The sequence below is a fragment of the Micromonospora sp. LOL_014 genome (assembly GCF_048060245.1).
Lineage (GTDB): Bacteria > Actinomycetota > Actinomycetes > Mycobacteriales > Micromonosporaceae > Micromonospora_E.
Genome location: NZ_JBHMIP010000012.1, coordinates 1 through 18,695, shown reverse-complemented (window position 1 = coordinate 18,695; position 18,695 = coordinate 1). Strand labels below are relative to the sequence as shown.

Genomic DNA, 18,695 nt, shown 5'->3' with positions numbered 1-18,695 from the left:
GAGGCGGACCGACAATTCAGGTCAGGTCAGGTCAGCTGGGGTGGCGAGCCCGGCGTCAGTCGGGATCGGCCGAGCGGGCGAAGCCGTACCGCTCGGCGTGGTCGGGATCGGCCGGGTCGATCTGGCGCAGCCCTTCGTCGGCCAACCGCTTGTTGATTTCGTCGAGGTGGTCGCGGACCAGCCGGGCCTCCTCATCGGTGGTCTTGCCTCGGTGTGGTTTGCCGGCGTGCTCCAGGGTCGCGTAGTCCACCCGCTCGACGGCCTTGCGGCTGGTCTTAGCCGGTTTGACCCGCTCTGCGGTACGCAGCAGCTGGGCCATCGGCGCGTCGGTGGCGAGCGAGTCGAACTCGCTGGCGGTCAGTACCACCCGACGCGGTTCGCCATCGCCCTGTCCGTCGTGGATCTCCACGACGGCGACGTCGAGCGCCGCGTCGTCAATGCTCTCCACCTCGTCCGGCCGGGCCTCCAGCCGCACCGGACCGGCGACCAGGTCGGGATGTTCGAGGACGACGATCCGTACCAGCTCGTCCGCCGAGTCCAGCACGGCACCGCTGAAATCGGAGACGTACACCGTCTTCCTGCCCATGTCGATAGATCTCCCGTCGGTCCGGATGGCTGCCGGCGTCCGCTGGCGGCGGAGCCGGTCACCGAAGCTACCCGACAGGTGTGCGAAGACCGCAACAGCCTGGTCACTGTTGTGTCCGACCGGGCCGGCTAGAATCAGCCGGGTGACCGGACCGGGCCACGGGTAGGATCATCACGAGGTCGAGAGGCGCTGCGACGGGCCGCGAGAAGCCCGCCACGCTCGGCCACGATCACGGCCCCTGATTGGGCGTGACCACCAGACAAGGGCGCCTCCGAGCTACCAGCGGAGGTGTCAGGTGAAGCATTTGTCACGCACCAGCGACAGCGAGCGGGCGCTGCGGGAGTTGCTGAGTCAGCGGATCGCGGTGCTCGACGGTGCCTGGGGCACCATGTTGCAGGGTGCCGGTCTCACCCCGGCCGACTACCGTGGCGACCGGTTCGGCGACCACCCCCGCGACGTCACCGGCGACCCGGACCTGCTCAACCTGACCCGCCCGGACGTGATCCTCGACGTTCACCGGCAGTATCTGGCCGCCGGCGCGGACATCACCACCACCAACACCTTCACCGCGACCAGCATCGCCCAGGCCGACTACGGTCTGGAGGCGTACGTGCCGGAGATGAACCTGCGCGGCGCGCAGCTGGCCCGGCAGGCAGCCGACGAGTTCGGCGGCCGGTTCGTGGCCGGCTCGGTCGGCCCGCTCAACGTCACGCTGTCGCTGTCGCCCCGGGTGGAGGATCCGGCCTACCGCGCCGTCACCTTCGACCGGGTGAAGGCAACGTACGCCGAGCAGCTGGCGGCGCTCGCCGAGGGCGGCGTCGACCTGCTGCTCATCGAGACGATCTTCGACACGTTGAACGCGAAGGCGGCGATCGCGGCGGCCCGCGAGGTGGTGCCGCAGCTGCCGCTGTGGATCTCGGTGACCATCGTCGACCTGTCCGGGCGGACCCTGTCCGGGCAGACCGTCGAGGCGTTCTGGCGCTCCGTCGAGCACGCCCGGCCGCTGGTCGTCGGGGTGAACTGCTCGCTCGGCGCGGAGGAGATGCGCCCGCACGTGGCCGAGTTGGCCCGCATTTCCGACAGCTATGTCGCCTCCCACCCGAACGCCGGTCTGCCGAACGCGTTCGGCGGGTACGACCAGACCCCCGACGAGACCGGCGCGATGCTGGCCGACTTCGCCGACAGCGGAATGGTCAACCTGGTCGGCGGGTGCTGCGGCACCACGCCGGCGCACATCACCCGGATCGCCGAGGCGGTCGCCGGGAAGGCACCGCGGCCGGTGCCGCAGCCGGCGCGGACCAGCCGGTTCAGCGGGCTGGAGCCGTTCGAGATCGGCCCGGACACCGGGTTCGTGATGATCGGTGAGCGGACCAACGTGACCGGGTCGGCGAAGTTCCGCCGGCTGATCGAGGCCGGCGACTTCCAGGCCGCCGTAGACGTGGCGCTGGACCAGGTCCGGGGCGGGGCGAACCTGCTCGACGTCAACATGGACGCCGACCTGCTCGACAGCGAGCAGGCAATGGTGACCTTCCTCAATCTGATCGCGACCGAGCCCGAGGTGGCCCGGATCCCGATCATGATCGACAGCTCGCGGTGGAGCGTGCTGGAGGCCGGCCTCAAGTGCGTACAGGGCAAGGCCGTGGTCAACTCGATCAGCCTGAAGGAGGGCGAGGAGGTCTTCCTCGACCAGGCCCGCAAAATCCGCGAGTACGGGGCCGGGGTGGTGGTGATGGCCTTCGACGAGCTGGGCCAGGCCGACACCACCGAACGCAAGGTCGACATCTGCGCCCGCGCGTACGACCTGCTCACCGGGGAAGCCGGGTTCGACCCCACCGACATCATCTTCGACCCGAACGTGCTGGCCGTCGCCACCGGGATCAGCGAACACAACGGGTACGCCAAGGCGTTCATCGACGCGCTGCCGCTGATCAAGCAGCGCTGCCCGGGTGCCCGCACCAGCGGCGGCATCTCCAACCTGTCGTTCTCGTTCCGGGGCAACGACGTGGTCCGCGAGGCTATGCACTCGGCGTTTCTGCTGCACGCCGTGCGGGCCGGGCTGGACATGGGCATCGTCAACGCCGGGCAGCTCACCGTCTACCAGGACATCCCGGCCGACCTGCTGGAGCTGGTCGAGGACGTACTGTTCGACCGCCGCCCGGACGCCACCGACCGGCTGGTGACCTTCGCCGGCACCGTCTCCGGCTCCGGCACGAAGCGCGCCGTCGACCTGTCCTGGCGGGACGCCCCGGTCGCCGGCCGGCTGTCGCACGCGCTGGTGCACGGCATCGTCGACTTCATCGAGGCCGACACCGAGGAGGCCCGCCAACTGGCGGCCCGGCCGCTCGACGTGATCGAGGGGCCGTTGATGGACGGCATGAAGGTCGTCGGTGACCTGTTCGGCTCGGGCAAGATGTTCCTGCCGCAGGTGGTCAAGAGCGCCCGGGTGATGAAACGGTCGGTGGCCTACCTGGAACCGTTCCTGGAAGCAGAGAAGGAACAGGCCCGGCAGGACGCCGAGAACGCACCGGCCGGGCAGGAGACCACTGCCGAGGGCGGTGGGGAACGCGGGCCGGGCACCGTGGTGCTGGCCACCGTCAAGGGCGACGTGCACGACATCGGCAAGAACATCGTCGGGGTGGTGCTGGGCTGCAACAACTACCGGGTCATCGACCTCGGGGTGATGGTGCCGGCCGCGAAGATCCTGGACACCGCGGTCGCTGAGAACGCCGACGCGGTCGGGCTGTCCGGCCTGATCACCCCGTCGCTGGACGAGATGGTCACCGTCGCCGGGGAGATGCAGCGGCGTGGGCTGAAACTACCGCTGCTGATCGGCGGGGCCACCACCTCCCGGCAGCACACCGCGGTGCGAATCGCACCGGCGTACGACGGGAGCACCGTGCACGTGCTCGACGCGTCCCGGGTGGTCGGGGTGGTCTCCGACCTGCTCAGCGCCGACCGGGTGGAGCAGTTCGACAGGGACAACCGGGCCGAGCAGGACCGGCTGCGCGAGCAGCACACCAACCGACGGCAGCCGCTGCTCACCCTAGCCCAGGCCCGGGCCAACGCGGAGCCGGTGTCCTTCGAGGATCTGCCGGTGCCGGCGTTCACCGGCGTACGGTACGTCGAGCCCGGCCTCGACGAGCTGCGGCCGATGATCGACTGGCAGTTCCTCTTCCTCGCCTGGGAGCTCAAGGGCAAGTACCCGGCGATCCTGGAGCAGCCGGTCGCCCGTGAACTGTTCGACGACGCCAACGCGATGCTCGACCAGATCATCGCCGACGGTTCGTTGCGGGCCCACGGCGTCTACGGCTTCTGGCCGGCCCACTCCGAGGGCGACGACCTGGTCATCGCCGCCGGACAGGCCGACCCGCCGGGCGGCGGCACCGACACCGACCAGCCGGTACGGATCCCGATGCTGCGCCAGCAGACCACCAAACCCGCCGGGCGGCCGAACCGCTGCCTCGCCGACTACGTGGCCCCGGCCGGGGACCACCTCGGTGGCTTCGCGGTGGCCGTGCACGGCGCGGAGGAGCTGGCCGCCGGATACGAGGCCGCTCAGGACGACTACCGGGCGATCATGGTGAAGGCGTTGGCAGACCGGCTGGCCGAGGCGTTCGCCGAGCACCTGCACCTGCGGGCCCGACGGGACTGGTACGAGCCGGACGCCGACCCGGACGTGGCCGACCTGCACGCCGAGCGGTTCCGGGGAATCCGGCCGGCGCTGGGCTACCCGGCCAGCCCGGACCACAGCGAGAAGTCGCAGTTGTTCGACCTGCTGGACGCCGGGCGGGCCGGCATCGAGCTGACCGAGTCCGGAGCGATGACCCCGGCGGCCAGCGTCAGCGGCCTGCTCTTCGCCCACCCGGCGTCGCGGTACTTCACCGTCGGGCGGATCGGCCGGGACCAGGCCGAGGACTACGCGGCCCGGCGTGGGATGCCGCTCGCCGAGGTGGAGCGCTGGCTGCGCCCCAACCTCGGCTACGAGACCGACTGAAACCGCACCGCGCGGGCTGGGGAGGAGTCAGCCCGCGGCAGTGAGGTCCGAGCAGTCCGTCTCGTCCGGCAGCAGCGGGCGCAGGGTCACCGTCCACCGCTTACCCGCCGACGTCCACGGGGTGGCGGTCGTCGCGTCCGTCGCTGCGGATCGCAACTCCTCCAACGCCTCACCGGTGACCGTCACGCAGCCGAGATCGAGCGTCTCGGACAGCGATTCGCCGGGCAGTTCCGGGCCGGGCCAGGCCACCTCCGGCTGGCTGGCGTCGACGGGCTCGTCAACCGCCACCCACGGCTCGGCGACCGCGGCGATCGCGTGCGCGACGTACGGCTCGGAGTCCTCCGGTGCCGCGCCGACACCGCCGGACAGCTCGGTGAGCGAGTCGGCGAAGTCCCGCAGCCTGTCCCGGGCGGCGATCTGCTCGTCGGTCAGCCCGGCGTCACCCGAGGCGTCGTCGGACAACGCGTAGACCTCGAGTTGTTCGACGCCGTTGTCGGTCAGCACCGTGAACCGGGTCGACGTCGCGTCGGCCACCGGCGGCCGGCCCAGGTCCTGCTCGGTGCCGACCCCGGCGGCCAGCGCCTGCTTGACCAGCTCGTCGACCTGCTCCGCGCTGATTGTCTGCACCTGCAGGTTCGGCATGGCCGGACCGGGGTAGACCAGGATAGTGGGGCCCTGGGTGATCACTCGGCCGTCGGCGTACACGCTGACCACCGGTAGCCGGGTCAGCAACGCCGCCGGCATGGTGAAACCGCCGGTGTGGTCCACCCGCAGGACCAGCGTGTCGGCCGGCAGCGACGACCCGCCGGCGGTGCCGCCGGTGGACGAGTCGGTGCCCGGGTTCTGTCCGCACGCGGCGGTGAGCAGCAACAGGGAGGCGGCGGTGGCCGCCGCCCGTACGCCTCGAAGAATCGTCATGTCTGCTGAGACGTCACTTGTTCCCGATCGGTTCCACCCCAACCCGGTTCAATTCCCACCCGCCGGATCCGGGCCGGTGGACGCCGAGGCCGGTACGGCGTAGCCGGCCGTCCCCAGCACCAGGGCCATGGTGACCGCTGCCGTGCCGGCGATCCCCGCCGCGCTGCCCGCGTACGCCACGAACAGCCGCCGACGGCTCAGCGCCTCCAGCGGCAGCCCGGTCACCTGGTCGGTCACCGCCATCGCGGCCCCGGCCGCCGCCAGCAGTCCGACCCCGGCGAGCAGCAGCAGCGCCAGCGACATCGGGTGGTGTCCGCTCGGGCGCAGCTCGTCGTCCGGCGACCGGGCCAGCGTGAGTGCGAGCATCCCGGCCGCCGCCCACCCCCCGACGACCAGCAGCGCCGCCACCGCGTCGCTGGGCCGGTGCCAGCCCGCGGACAGGGTGGCGACCCCGGCGGCCGCCGCGTAGCCGGCACCGGCGAGGGCCCCGATGCCGCGCAGCGCCGCCGGCAGTACCAGGACCAGCGCCACCGCGACCGAGGCGGCTACCGTGGTGTGCCCGCTGGGCAGGCTGTTGGCCGAGTTCGCGTCGACCGGATCGACCCCGAGCGACGGCCGGGCGACGGCGTACTTGACCCACTGGGTGGTCAGGTTGGAGCCGGCGATCACCCCGGTGGCGACCACCGCCAGCAGGACCCGGCCCCGGATCAGCGCGATGAACCCGATCACCCCGGTGGCCAGGGCGAGCGAGGCCACCGAGACCACACCGAGCACGGTGTTCGCCGGCCCGTACGCCTCGTCCTGGCCAATCGAGTTGCCGGTCAGCGCGATGGTGTCCAGCCACTGGCCGCGCCAGGTCCGCACGAAGACCCACCAGACCACGCCGAAGGCCGCGGTCTGGCCGGCGGCCAGCAGAAGGCACCAGACGCCCAGGAACACCGCGCCGCGACTGCGCATGCCGTCACGGTAGCCGCCCGGCCCGGCTCCCGCGCTCGGTCAGAACGTCCCGCGCTCGGTCACAACGCAGGAACCCGGAAGCTCAGCACCTCAGAACCAACCAGCGAACCAGTTCCAGACGCTGACCACCCACTCGGTCTGCCGCAGGTAGGCGAACCCGACGACGATCAGGTACGCCCCGGTCACCATGTGCGAGGCACGGGCACCGTGCCGGACCCGACCCAGCTGGCGTTCCAGCACCACCCGGCCGATCACCCGGCACAGCGCGAACAGACCCGCCCCGACCAGCATCGTCAGCGCGAAGGTCAGCACCGGGCTGGCCAGGTCCCCCCGGGCGGAGATGGCCCAGACCCCCCAACAGACGAAGGCGAACAAGCCACCCAGCACGCTCCACTCGCCGCCACGACGGAGCTGGGCGAGCTGCTGACTCAGCGGTGGCCGGGGCGGCCGGATCCGGCCGTCCGACCAGCCCGGCCCGACCTCCGACGGCCAGCCTGTGCCGGTCGGCTCGTGCGACGCGGTGAACTCGGCGGTCGGCGGCGGCCCGCCCCGGCCGACCTGCGCCACCCCACGCCGGAAAAGGCCGGCGACACCCGGTGTCGTCGGCTGGTCCGCGTCCGGTGTCGTCGGCTGGTCCGCGTCCGCTGCGCCGGGGACCGTACGCTGCGGCGGCACCTCCACGGTCCGCTCGGCCCAGGGTGTATGCCGATCTGCCATCTTTCCTCCCCACGGGTGCGGGCGGACCCCCGTACCATTTAGACGCTCACATCCGAGAGTAGCGAGCCGGCAAATGACTCGCCGACCCCGCCACCGATCGGTTAGACAGAGCAGATGGATGCACCGTTTCCGATCCGGGCCGGCGTGCCGCAGGACTTCGACCCAGTGATGGAGCTGCTGCTGGCGGCCTTCCACCAGAACCCGGACCCGGACCTGCACCACGTCGAGCGGGACGTCTTCGAGTCGGACCGGTCGCTGGTGGTCACCGACGGCGACCGGATGGTCGGGCACGCGGGGGCGTACACCAGGGAGTTGACCGTGCCCGGCGCGATGCTGCCCGCCGCCCACGTCTCCATGGTCGTGGTCGCCCCGACCGACCGTCGGCGCGGGCTGCTGACCCGGCTGATGCACCGCCAGCTGCGCCAACTACGCGACGGCGGCGAATCGGTCGCGGTGCTGTGGGCCAGCGAGGGCCGCATCTACCCGCGGTACGGTTACGGGATGGCCGCACAGCGGCTGGAACTGGATGTCGACCTGCGGGAGACCCGGGTGCTCGACCCGACCGGCCCGGGCGCGGGTGCCGACCTGTCCGCTGGCCCTGGCGTCGGGTCGCTGCGCGTCGGCGACCCCGGGCAGCTGCGGCCCGAGCTGGCGGCGGTGTACGAACGGCTGCGCCCCAATCGTCCCGGCTGGTCCGGCCGGGACGACCGGTGGTGGCGGTACGTGCTGGCCGACGGCCCGGCCCGCCGATCCGGCCAGACCGCGCTGCGGGTGGTGCTGCACGACGGTCCGACCGGCCCGGACGGCTACGCCCTGTGGCGCACGGTGAGCGACTGGGACGCCCGTGGGCCGAAGGGCCGGGTACGGGTGACCGAGGCGGTGGCCGGCAGCGTCGACGGATACCGGGCCCTGTGGCGGTTCCTCACCGGCATCGACCTCAGCCGGACGCTCTCCTTCCGGTTCGCGGCGCTGGACGAGCCGCTGTTCCAACTGGTCGACGAGCCCCGGCAACTCGGTGCAGCGCTCGCCGACAGCCTCTGGGTGCGGCTGGTCGACGTCGCGGCGGCGCTGTCCGCCCGTCGGTACGCCACCGGAGTCGACGTGGTCGTCGACGTCACCGATCCGCTGCTGCCGGAGAACTCCGGCCGCTGGCGGCTGACCGGCGGCCGGGAACAGGCCCGCTGCGTACCCACCGACGAACCGGCGGACCTCGCCTGCGGGGTCGCCGATCTGGCGGCGGTGTACCTGGGCGGCCCGTCGCTGCGGTCGCTGGCCGACGCCGGCCGGGTGCGCGAGCTGCGCCACGGTGCGGTGGCCGAGGCCAACACCGCGTTCGGCTGGGACCGTGCCCCCGCCGGCATCGAGATCTTCTGAGCCGGTCGCGGTACGGTCGGCGGATGGCGGACTTCGAACGGCGCAGGCGACGGCACCGGCACGGCGGCCCGCCGCGACGCCCCGACAGCGGACCGGCCAGCGCCAGCACCGCTGAGGTGCACGACCCGGAGCAGGACGGTACGCCGGAGCCGGGCAGCACTCCGAGCACTCCGGAGCCGGACGGCAGGCCGGTACCAGGGCCGGGGCCGCGCCCGCAGCCACTGGGACCGCGTGCTCCAGAGCCGTCGCAGCGCGTCCCGGAGCCACCGCCGACGCACCGTCAGCGCCGGCAGACGTCGGGCCGTTCCGCCGGCGGCGGGTCCGGCGGCGACGACCGGGAAGCCGACCGTGGCCTGCGCGGACTGGTCGGTTCCGGCACCTCGCAGGTCAGCACCTCGGCGGCGCTGCGGGCGCGGGACGCGTCCCGCCCCAGTGAGGACGACCTCGCCCGGGCCGAGGAGACCCTGACCATCGTCCGCCGGCACTGGGTACCCCGGGAGGAACTGCCCCGCCGGGAGCGGTGAACCGGCCGGTTCCCCGCGAACCACCGGACGCCGGAACGCAGCGCGTGGCGTCCCTGGTCAGGGCAGCGCGGGCAACTCCCGGTCGACCTCGTACGCGGCGACCTGGGCGATCCGGCGGGCGTGCCGGTCGTTGCCGGAGAAACCGGTGGCCAGGAACGCCTCCACCAGCGTGGTCGCCTCGTCGAGGGTGTGCTGACGGGCGCCGATCGCGACGACGTTGGCGTCGTTGTGGGTGCGCGCCAGCTGCGCGGTCTCCAGGTTCCAGGCCAGGGCCGCCCGCACCCCGGGCACCTTGTTGGCGGCGATCTGCTCGCCATTGCCGGAGCCGCCGATCACCACTGCGAGGCTGCCCGGGTCGGCGACCACCCGGGTTCCGGCGTGCAGGCAGAACGCCGGGTAGTCGTCGTCCGGGTCGAACTCGTGCGGCCCGACGTCGGTCACCTCGTACCCCTGCTTGACGAGGTGGTTGACCAGATGCACCTTGAGCTCGTAGCCGGCGTGGTCGGCTGCCAGGTAGACGCGCATACCCGCAGTCTCTCAGCGCCGGCAGGTAGGCCGTACAGCCGGGTCAGCCGGTCCCGCGTAACGGCTCAGCCGATCTCGGCCAGCACCAGGCCGCCGCGCGCCTTCGGGGTGAACCAGGTGCTCTTGCGGGGCAGCTTCTGCCGGGCCAGGTTCACCGCGACGAAATCGTCGACGGTGACCGGGGCGATCAGCACGGCCAGCTCGGCCCGACCGGCGTCGACCTCGCCGGTGAGCCAGCTGGCCGGATAGTCGCCGCCGACGTAGGTGATCCGCTTGTCGCCCGGGTCGAGGCCGAGCACACCGCGCAGCAGCACCCGCTCCACCAGGGCGTGGTCGAGGTTGTCCACCCGGTCACCGCCGCTGGTAGGCAGGGTGACCTGGTAGCCGCCTCCGGCCAGGTAGAGCCGTACCTCGCCGCCGACATCCGGAACCGTCGGCGCGCCGTCGAGCGCGGCCACCGCCGCACCGGCGGCCCGCAGCCCGGCCAGCGTCTCGTCCGGGCTCAGGGTCAGTTCGCTGACCAGCCGGTTGTACGGCTGGATGGCCACCGACGCGGGAGTGGTGACCACGGCCAGGAACCGGGACAGGCCGCCGGTCTGCGCGGCCAGACTGCGGTGGTTGCCGTCGGCGACGACCAGCTCACCGCCACCGGCCAGGGCACAGAGCCGCTGCTGCAGCTCTCCCGGACCGACCGGCCAGATTGCATGGGTACGGCCGGCCTGGTCCAGATCGGTCGCGGCCGGAGCGCCGGCGGCCTCCGCCGCCTCGGCGAGCGCGGCGTGCAGCTCGTCGCCGCGCCCGGTCTGCAGCAGCAGCACCGGGGAGAGTAGATGTCCGACCGCCTCGGCGAGCGCCACCCGCTCCCGGACCTTGGCGATGAACACGTCCTCGTTGCGGATCACCAGGCCCGGTTCGTCGGCGCTGGTGGAGATCTGGTCGGTGTCGACCATAACGAACAGGCCGTACGCAGCCGCGTCGCTGGCCGGCTCGGTGATCCGGTAGAGCACGGCGACCTGCTCGGCCGGCGTGTAGCTACCGTCGGCGCGGGCCTCGGCGAGCCGTCGGGCGGCCGACGGCAGGCAGTCGAGAAACGACCGGCCGAGGCTGTCCGGCGCCCGGTGCGGCATCTCCACTGCCAGCGCGCTACGGGGATTCGCCCCGATGATCGCGGTGATCTCGGCGTCGTCGGCGAACTCGTCGTAGTTCTGCGCACCGGTCTCACCGGTGGTGATCCAGGCGCGGGGAATCGGGTGAACGACCGTCATGGCGCGGACGCTACCGGCGGGGTCCGCTGTGACGACCGATACATCGGCCGTGTCCACCGGATGGACGCCGACCTGGTCGCCGGACCGGCCCGACGGACGCGGGCCCGGGGGCCCGGGGGCCCCGGGGGCCCCGGGGGCCCGGGGGCCCCGGGGGCCCGGGGGCCCCGGGGGCCCGGGGGCCCCGGCAAGCGGAACGGACAGCGGCCCGGTCGCCCGGGCCGCTGTCGACGGCGGTGGTCGCAGTGACCGGCCGGACCGGATCACCCGACCGGGGTCGGGCGCCGGTGCCGGCCGCCGGACCGGGCCGCTGGGACCGTGCCGACCGTCGACGCCGGCAGCCCCGACGGTACGGCGACCGGCACCCGCTCCGCCTCGTGGACCGACGGTTCCCGCCGGTGCCGGCTGCCGTCACTCGGCGCGCCCCAGACCTGGGCTGCGATCGCCTCGCGCAGCACGGGCAGATCCCAGTAGTCGGAGTCGATGTCGACCAGCATGTTGACCTCCGATGCGTCGGTGTGGCCCGGTCTCCTACCGGGCCGGCGGGGTGAACATCCTGGGCAACGACGTGGCCTGGGACGCGTCACGTGCGCCGCGCAGCGACACGCCGGGCGACGTGGAACTCGTCGCCGACACCGACAAATTGGTCAGTCGAACGTGGGATCCACCTCGCGGGACCGCTTCAGCTCGTAGAATCCCGGCGTCCCGGCGACCAGCAGCACACCGTCCCAGAGCCGCCCTGCGGCCTCCCCGCGCGGCACCGGGGTGATCACCGGGCCGAAGAACGCGACCGGGCCGGCACCCTCCGGGCCCGGGGCGTGGATCACCGGCGTACCGACGTCCATCCCGACCGGGGCCATCCCGGCGGCGTGGCTGGCCCGCAGCGGGCCGTCCCAGGCCGGATCGTCGGCGGCGGCGGCCAGCGCCGGGTCCAGCCCGGCCTCGGTCAACGCGGCGGTGTAAAGCTCCGGTGCGGTCGGCTGCTTCTCCAGGTGGATCCGGTTGCCCAGCGCGGTGTAGAGCGCCCGTACCGCAGCGTCGTCGTGGTCCTGCTGGACCGCGACGGCGACCCGGACCGCCCCCCAGGCCCCGTCGAGCAGCTTCCGGTAGCTCTCCGGCAGGTCACGGCCCTCGTTGAGCACGGCCAGGCTCATCACCCGGAACCGCACGTCGACCGGCCGGACCTGTTCGACCTCCAACAACCAACGTGAGGTGATCCAGGCCCACGGGCACAACGGATCGAAGTACATGTCCACGGTCTGACGGTCCGACATCAGACTCTCCTTCTTTTTGTCCGGCGGCTGTCCGCCGCCATTGTCCGGGTCACCTCGCCAGACGGCGCCCCAACCCACCAAGTCCAGGATCTGGGCCGGCCTCGCCAGGCCCCCACGACGTGAAAGACTTGGCCGAACGGGGTCATTCCCAGCTGTCCCCGACGCCGCCGACGTCGACGTCGGCGGTTGAACGATTGGACGGAGGCACACGGTGGCTGGAGTGCGCAATCTGACCCAGGTCGAGGCGGCCGAACGCGCCCGCCTGCTCGACGTGACCGGGTATGACATCCACCTCGACCTGTCCGCCGCCGGCAGCGCAACGGACAACCGGGTGTTCCGCTCGACGACAACGGTCACCTTCCGTTGCACCGAGCCCGGAGCCAGCACGTTCATCGAGGTGGCGGCGGACCAGCTACACTCGGCGACGCTGAACGGCCAGCGACTCGACCCGTCCGGCTGGTCGGCCGAGTCCGGGCTGGCCCTGCCGGGCCTGGCTGCGGAGAACACGCTGGTCGTCGAGGCCGACTTCATCTACTCGGCCAGTGGGCAGGGGCTGCACCGCAGCGTCGACCCGGTCGACGGCGAGACGTACCTGTACAGCCAGTTCGAGACCGCGGACGCGCAGCGGGTGTTCGCCTGCTTCGACCAGCCCGACCTGAAGAGCGTCTACACCTGGCACGCTGTCGTGCCGGCCCACTGGCGGGTCATCTCGAACATGCCGGTGGCCACCGAGGAGCCGGCCGGGCCGGACACCAAGACCGTCCACTTCGCCGAGTCGGCCCGGATGAGCACCTACATCACCGCGCTGTGCGCCGGCCCGTACCACGAGGTGCGACGCAGCCACGACGGCGTCGACCTGGGCTACTTCTGCCGGGCCAGCATGGCCGAGCACCTCGACGTCGACGACCTGCACCTGATCACCGCGCAGGGTTTCGACTTCTTCCAGGCCCAGTTCGGGGTCCGCTACCCGCTGCCCAAGTACGACCAGATCTGGGTGCCGGACTTCAACGCCGGTGCGATGGAGAACTTCGGCGCGGTCACCCACGCCGAGGCGCACTACATCTTCCGTTCCCAGGTGACCGACTTCGAGTACGAGCAGCGGGCCAACACCGTGCTGCACGAGCTGGCCCACATGTGGTTCGGCAACCTGGTGACCATGCGCTGGTGGAACGACCTGTGGTTGAACGAGTCGTTCGCCGAATGGGCCAGCCACTGGTGCAACTCGGAGGCGACCCGGTTCACCGACGCCTGGACCACCTTCCTGTCGGTCCGCAAGAACTGGGGCTACCGGCAGGACCAGCTCTCCTCCACCCATCCGGTCTACTGCGAGATGCCGGACCTGGAGGCGGTCGAGGTCAACTTCGACGGCATCACGTACGCCAAGGGCGCCAGCGTGCTCAAGCAGCTCGTCGCGTACGTCGGTCTGGAGCCCTTCCTCGCCGGTCTGCGCACCTACTTCCAGCGGCACGCCTGGGGCAACGCCACCTTCGACGACCTGCTCTCCGAGCTGGAGGCCGCCTCCGGCCGGGAGCTGCGCAAATTCGCCGCCCAGTGGTTGGAGACCGCCCAGGTCAACACGCTGCGGCCGGAGTTGTCGGTCGGCCCGGACGGCACCTACCAGCAGGTCACGGTGCTTCAGGAGGCACCGGCCGGGCACCCGACGCTGCGTACCCACCGGATCGGGGTCGGCCTCTACGACCTAACCGACGGCCGGCTGGTCCGCCGGCACCGGGTCGAGGTCGACATCAGCGGCGAACGCACCGAGCTGACCGGGCTGGCCGGGCTGCCCGCCGCCGACGTGCTGCTGCTCAACGACGACGACCTGAGCTACACCAAGCTGCGGCTCGACCCGGGGTCGATGGCCAACGTGGTGCAGCACATCAGCGCGTTCGAGTCGTCGCTGGCGCGGGCACTGTGCTGGGCGGCGGCCTGGGACATGGTCCGGGACGGGGAACTCGCCGCGCGCGACTACGTCGCCCTGGTGCTCACCGGGCTGCCCAACGAGACCGACATCAACCTGGTGACCGCGACCCTGCGGCAGGCCACCAACACCCTGACGTTCTACGCCGAGCCGGGCTGGGCGGCGCAGGGCTGGGCCGACCTGGCCCGTACCGCCCGGACGGCGCTGCAGGCGGCGGAGCCGGGCAGCGGTTTCCAGCTGGCCTGGGCGCGCAGCTACGCCACGGCGGCCCGCTCCGACGGCGACCTGGCGGTGCTGCGTGGCTGGCTCGACGGGGCAGATGTGGTGCCGGGGCTGACCATCGACACCGAGCTGCGCTGGACGGTGCTGCAGTCGTTGGCCGCCAACGGTGCCGCCACCGGCGAGCAGATCGACGCGGAGCTGGCCCGGGACCGGACCGCCAGCGGTGAGCGGGAGGCAGCGCTGGCCCGCGCCCTGCTGCCGGACCCGGCCAACAAGGCCGCCATCTGGGCCAAGCTGACCGGGCCGGACAGCCTGCCGAACTGGCAGCACCGGGCGTTGCTGCAGGGTTTCCAGCACTCGACGCAGGTGGAGCTGACCGAGCCGTACCGGACGGCGTACTTCGACGTGGTGGGCCGGATCTGGGCCACCCGGGACAGCGAGCCGGCGCAGGAGTTCGTCACGCTGGCCTACCCGGCGTACCTGGTCTCCGAGGAGACCGTCGCGGCGACGGACGAGTGGCTGGCCAGTGAGGGGCATCCGGCTCCGCTGCGCCGGCTGGTCGCCGAGGGCCGCGACGGGGTGGTCCGGGCGTTGACCGCACGGGCCACCGACACGGCCGCCGCCCGCTGAGCGACTCCCGTCCCGGGCATCATCGAGGTGAGGCTGAGACACCTTACGACGCAGATTTGAGGTGTCTCAGCCTCACCTCGATGCAGGACCTCGGGTCACCTGGTCAGCCGACGCGCAGTGCGGCGGCCAGGGGTGGTTGGTCGGGTGGTGCGCCGCCCCGGCGCATCGCCCACAGCGGCGGTCCGCCGGCCGGCAGGTGCGCCACCCGGACGATCCGGTAGCCGTTGCGCAGGTGGAACGCCTGGGAGCGTGGGCTGCTCGCCTCGACCACCGCCGGCATGCCGATCCGGTCCAACCGGGTGTGGTGCGCGGCCAGCAGCGCCGACCCGATCCCCTGCCGTCTCAGCCAGGGTGCCGCCGCCAGGAACGCCAGGTGGTGGTGTCGGCCGGTCGCTTCCACGCGGCCGGCGGTGAAGGTGTAGTGCGCGTACGGGCCGTGCCGGTCGCCGCAGGCGCGCAACCGCCGCCGCTGATGCTCCGCACCGAGCAGCCGGTCGAACGGGTGCGGGTACCAGATCGCTACCCCGTCGCAGTGCCCGACCACGTCGACGATCCCGTGCCGGACGGCGAACTCCAGCTCGGCGGTGAAGAACCGGTGCATCGTCAGATAGCGCAGCGCATGGTCGCCGATCAGCCAGGACACCACCGGGTCCAGCACACACGACTGCGCCAACAACTCCGCCAACGGCTCCACGTCGGCGGCCGTCGCCGGCCGTACGGTCAGCATGGCCGCCACGTCCACACCAGGAACCGGTCGAACAACTCGGCCGCGGTGACGTCGGGCAGGTCGAACGCCGCCTCGGTCATCCGCTCAACCATGTACGTCGCCAACGCGACCGGCCCGAACACCCCCGCCAACTCGACCCGCGCCACCAGACACGGCCACAACTCGCCGCAACCGGCACACGACCACGACGGCCGCACCGCCACATGACCACCACCGCCACCGCTGTCGGCCACCGGCTCCGCACCGGTCACATCGCGGTACGCCGCACCCGCGCCCCGGCCGACCCCAGGTCGCCCGTCATGCCGGACCACCAGCACCCCACCACCAGCGGCGGCCAACTCCCGCAACTCTGCCCTCACCGCGACCACCGGCCACGGTTCACCCGAGCCGCATCCACCGCCGCCCGCCCCACAGCACCAGCCCGACCAGCACCCGCCGAACCAGGCACGCCGGACGGGCCCGTCGGGCTGAACCGCATCGAATGCCGAGGCGCACACTCCGGACACCGCAACGTCGCCCCACACACCGGACACCACCGCTGCTTCACCCGGAACGTGAAGAAGCCGACGCACAACCCGCCCAGCGCCGCCAACACGACTCCTACCAAGGTCAACACTCTTGATCCTCCCCACCACGCCGGTGCGGCCGTGGCCAATCGGCGTGCTCCTGATCGTCTGAGTTGTCCTGTCGCGGATCGCGACGACACGCAGCTTGGCGATCACAGATAGTCAGCGCCACTCCCAGCGGCATAGGAATCAAGATCTATACCTTCAGGCATGCGCCTCCGACACGGAAGCGGCATAGTAGAGGAGGTCCGGTTCGCTTTCCTAGCGGACGGACGCGCAGCACCGCAGGAGGGACAGATGCAAGAGCAGGAACCAACGCCGAGCTGCGCAGGCATGAGCAAATGATCAAGCTGCCACCCGAGATCCTGGAGCGAGTAGATGTCCGCCAGGCGTTGAAGGCCGGCGACTGGGCTACCGTCCTTCAGGTCGTCACGACCCAAACTCGGGTGTCGCAGACGGAGATCGCGCAAGCCGTTGGCATATCGCAGCCACACGTTTCCCGCCTGCTCACCGGACGGAGCCGAGATCCGGGGCTTCGCACCGTGCGGGCACTTTGCGACGGCCTGGGGATACCTCGATCTCTGGCCGGCTCGCTGGATGAACAGGAGAGTGACACGAACCGCCGCCAATTCGTCGCCGCAGCCGCAGCAGCCACGCGGGTTGCCCTGGTCGGCACAGCTGCTGGAGGCGTTCCCCTCGAATCACGCGACGACGAGCAACTACTGACCATCCCCTCGACCACCTACCGCAGGCTGGAGCAGCGCATGCCTGCGCGTAGCCTGCTTCCGCCGGTGAGCGCACACCTCGCGCTCATCCGCCAACTCGCATCGCGGAACGAACGCTCACCTGTGCACACCCGCCAGCTCTACTCGGTGCTCAGCGAAACCGCCGGGCTGACCGCCTGGCTGTACGTGGATGTCGACGACCGAGCCAACGCCCGCCGACACTACCAACTCGCGGTCCACGCGGCAGATCGGTCTGGACACCCGCTGCTACTCGCATACATGCGGGCTAGCCTGGGCCAGTTCGCAGCGAACTGCGGCGACGCACGCGAAGCCGTCCAGATCGTCGCATCCGCTCGCCGCGCCCTTCCCCGCTCAGCGCCCGCCATCTCCACAGTCTGGATGGACGCGATCGAATCACTCGCGCTCGCTGAGGCTGGCGACAAAAAGTCGCTGCACCTCTTGAACCACGCCGAGGATCGCCTAGCGAAGGCCCGGAACGATGAACCTGTCTGGCCTTGGATCTTCCGCTTCGATCACCAAAAACTGGCGTCGTTTCGAGCGCAAGTCGCAAGCAAGCTGGATCAACCAAGCCTGGCCAGCCGGGCGCTCTCTATAGCAGCCAGCGGTCCAGCCCAGAGTCCGAAGACCAAAGCCCTATCAGACGTCCTACGAGCCCAGATCCTGGCGAAGTCTGGACGCCTCGACGAGGCATGCAACATCGCCTGTGAGGCTTTCGACGCAGGCAAGAAGTACGAGTCAGAGAAGATCCTCCAATCAGTCTCGCGGTTCCGCGAATCCCTCGGAGGACGGGCCGGAAAACTGACGCTCGATCTGGACGAACGACTCTACGGAAGATACCAGGAGGATCGCTAAGTTGCGGATTGCCATCACCGGACATCGCGGACTGAACGACGAAGTCACAGCCAAGGTCACCGAAACCTTGAACATGAGGCTGTCCGAAGTCAAGGAGGAAATCGTCGGCCTAACCTGCCTCGCCGACGGAGCCGATCAACTCTTTGCCGAGGCGGTGCTCCGGCACGGCGGTCAGCTTGAAGTCGTCGTCCCCGCCCAGGAGTACCGCGACGGACTACCCGAGCACGCCCATGCTGCGTACGACAAGTTGATCAGCCAGGCCGTAGCTGTCCACCGCTGCGACTACCACATCTCCGACTCGACTGCCCACATGGCCGCAAGCGAGTTGATGGTCGACCAATCGGATCAGCTCTTCGCCGTTTGGGACGGCATGCCCGCCCGAAGCTACGGCGGAACCGCCGACGTCGTCGCCTACGCCGAAAACAACGGCGTCCCAGTGACAGTCATCTGGCCACCCGGTACCCATCGTGACTGAGTCTCGCTGGCAGCGGGCGTGTGGCCAGGAAACGGCGGTGGGTATCGGCGTGGCCTCGGTTCGCCAGCGAGCTGCAGTGATCACCGGAACCAACCCAACGACATCCCCGGCAGGGCCAACACCGCCTCGCCTGCGGAAAAGCCGGCCATACCCCTGTAAGGCGGCCAGCACCTTCGCCTGGCTGGCCATACTTCTTTCGACGACCGAGCCGCTGGCCAACTCTTCTACAAACGCAGCCTACTCCCCTGGTAACGGATTGAACGGCGGGGTCAATCGGTCGCAGAGCCGAGGGATCGACTCGCCGTCACACAACTGGTAGATTTGGATTGAATCTACACTATTCAGCGAACCAATAGCGAACCAGGGCGGGATCAAGTGATCATGGCGACACTGCGTTCTTGACCAGATCGTTGAAAACTTCGATC

General features: G+C 70.8%; 16 protein-coding genes. 6 read left to right on the top strand and 10 right to left on the bottom strand.

Features of this window, described 5'->3' with window-relative positions; genetic code table 11:
- Nucleotides 1-55: 55 nt before the first annotated feature.
- Complete coding sequence (locus tag ACFHW1_RS12735; protein ID WP_416552494.1) at nucleotides 56-586, bottom strand: hypothetical protein; 531 nt, start codon at nucleotides 584-586, stop codon at nucleotides 56-58.
- Nucleotides 587-932: 346 nt separating this feature from the next.
- Between ACFHW1_RS12735 and metH the strand changes: the two genes are divergently transcribed.
- On the top strand, nucleotides 933-4,580 hold the full coding sequence (gene metH / locus ACFHW1_RS12730) for a methionine synthase (RefSeq protein ID WP_416567914.1): 3,648 nt from the start codon (nucleotides 933-935) through the stop codon (nucleotides 4,578-4,580).
- A 27-nt stretch (nucleotides 4,581-4,607) separates the two neighbouring features.
- On the opposite strand, the gene ACFHW1_RS12725 is transcribed toward metH, so the two are convergent.
- From ACFHW1_RS12725 to ACFHW1_RS12715, 3 genes are all read right to left on the bottom strand, one after another.
- The gene (locus ACFHW1_RS12725) at nucleotides 4,608-5,498 is read right to left on the bottom strand and encodes a hypothetical protein (protein ID WP_416552492.1); all 891 of its coding nucleotides are present in this window, start codon (nucleotides 5,496-5,498) and stop codon (nucleotides 4,608-4,610) included.
- A gap of 48 nt (nucleotides 5,499-5,546) precedes the next feature.
- Nucleotides 5,547-6,455: a phosphatase PAP2 family protein gene (locus ACFHW1_RS12720; protein WP_416567876.1), complete on the bottom strand. Its 909-nt coding sequence runs from the start codon at nucleotides 6,453-6,455 to the stop codon at nucleotides 5,547-5,549.
- Nucleotides 6,456-6,545: 90 nt separating this feature from the next.
- Nucleotides 6,546-7,172: a hypothetical protein gene (locus ACFHW1_RS12715; protein WP_416552488.1), complete on the bottom strand. Its 627-nt coding sequence runs from the start codon at nucleotides 7,170-7,172 to the stop codon at nucleotides 6,546-6,548.
- Between the two features lie 114 nt (nucleotides 7,173-7,286).
- Between ACFHW1_RS12715 and ACFHW1_RS12710 the strand changes: the two genes are divergently transcribed.
- Together ACFHW1_RS12710 and ACFHW1_RS12705 are read left to right on the top strand one after the other, a co-directional pair.
- Nucleotides 7,287-8,546 (top strand): GNAT family N-acetyltransferase, encoded by a 1,260-nt coding sequence (locus ACFHW1_RS12710; protein ID WP_416567875.1) that lies wholly within the window; start codon nucleotides 7,287-7,289, stop codon nucleotides 8,544-8,546.
- A gap of 23 nt (nucleotides 8,547-8,569) precedes the next feature.
- Entirely contained in the window at nucleotides 8,570-9,070 is a 501-nt protein-coding gene (locus ACFHW1_RS12705; RefSeq protein WP_416552485.1) for a hypothetical protein, read from the top strand.
- A gap of 57 nt (nucleotides 9,071-9,127) precedes the next feature.
- On the opposite strand, the gene ACFHW1_RS12700 is transcribed toward ACFHW1_RS12705, so the two are convergent.
- The 4 genes from ACFHW1_RS12700 to ACFHW1_RS12685 form a co-directional block, all read right to left on the bottom strand.
- Nucleotides 9,128-9,595, bottom strand: a complete 468-nt coding sequence (locus ACFHW1_RS12700; RefSeq protein WP_416552483.1) for a ribose-5-phosphate isomerase — start codon at nucleotides 9,593-9,595, stop codon at nucleotides 9,128-9,130.
- Between the two features lie 65 nt (nucleotides 9,596-9,660).
- Nucleotides 9,661-10,860, bottom strand: coding sequence for a DUF1015 family protein (locus ACFHW1_RS12695; RefSeq protein WP_416552481.1), 1,200 nt, complete (start codon nucleotides 10,858-10,860; stop codon nucleotides 9,661-9,663).
- 260 nt (nucleotides 10,861-11,120) lie between these two features.
- On the bottom strand, nucleotides 11,121-11,354 hold the full coding sequence (locus ACFHW1_RS12690; RefSeq protein WP_416552479.1) for a hypothetical protein: 234 nt from the start codon (nucleotides 11,352-11,354) through the stop codon (nucleotides 11,121-11,123).
- 150 nt (nucleotides 11,355-11,504) lie between these two features.
- Complete coding sequence (locus tag ACFHW1_RS12685; RefSeq protein WP_416552477.1) at nucleotides 11,505-12,131, bottom strand: DsbA family protein; 627 nt, start codon at nucleotides 12,129-12,131, stop codon at nucleotides 11,505-11,507.
- Nucleotides 12,132-12,351: 220 nt separating this feature from the next.
- Between ACFHW1_RS12685 and pepN the strand changes: the two genes are divergently transcribed.
- Nucleotides 12,352-14,904, top strand: coding sequence for an aminopeptidase N (pepN, locus tag ACFHW1_RS12680; RefSeq protein ID WP_416615469.1), 2,553 nt, complete (start codon nucleotides 12,352-12,354; stop codon nucleotides 14,902-14,904).
- A 103-nt stretch (nucleotides 14,905-15,007) separates the two neighbouring features.
- Here the strand turns inward: pepN and ACFHW1_RS12675 are convergent, their stop codons facing one another.
- Nucleotides 15,008-15,631 carry a GNAT family N-acetyltransferase gene (locus ACFHW1_RS12675; protein WP_416552758.1) on the bottom strand — a complete coding sequence of 208 codons (624 nt, stop codon included), beginning with the start codon at nucleotides 15,629-15,631 and terminating at the stop codon, nucleotides 15,008-15,010.
- Entirely contained in the window at nucleotides 15,625-15,990 is a 366-nt protein-coding gene (locus ACFHW1_RS12670) for a hypothetical protein (protein WP_416552474.1), read from the bottom strand. Before ACFHW1_RS12670 ends, ACFHW1_RS12675 begins: the two co-directional genes overlap by 7 nt.
- A gap of 548 nt (nucleotides 15,991-16,538) precedes the next feature.
- Here ACFHW1_RS12670 and ACFHW1_RS12665 point away from each other — a divergent pair.
- Nucleotides 16,539-17,795, top strand: coding sequence for a helix-turn-helix domain-containing protein (locus ACFHW1_RS12665; protein WP_416615467.1), 1,257 nt, complete (start codon nucleotides 16,539-16,541; stop codon nucleotides 17,793-17,795).
- Between the two features lies 1 nt (nucleotide 17,796).
- Nucleotides 17,797-18,270 (top strand): hypothetical protein, encoded by a 474-nt coding sequence (locus ACFHW1_RS12660; RefSeq protein WP_416552470.1) that lies wholly within the window; start codon nucleotides 17,797-17,799, stop codon nucleotides 18,268-18,270.
- The last annotated feature ends 425 nt before the right edge of the window (nucleotides 18,271-18,695 follow it).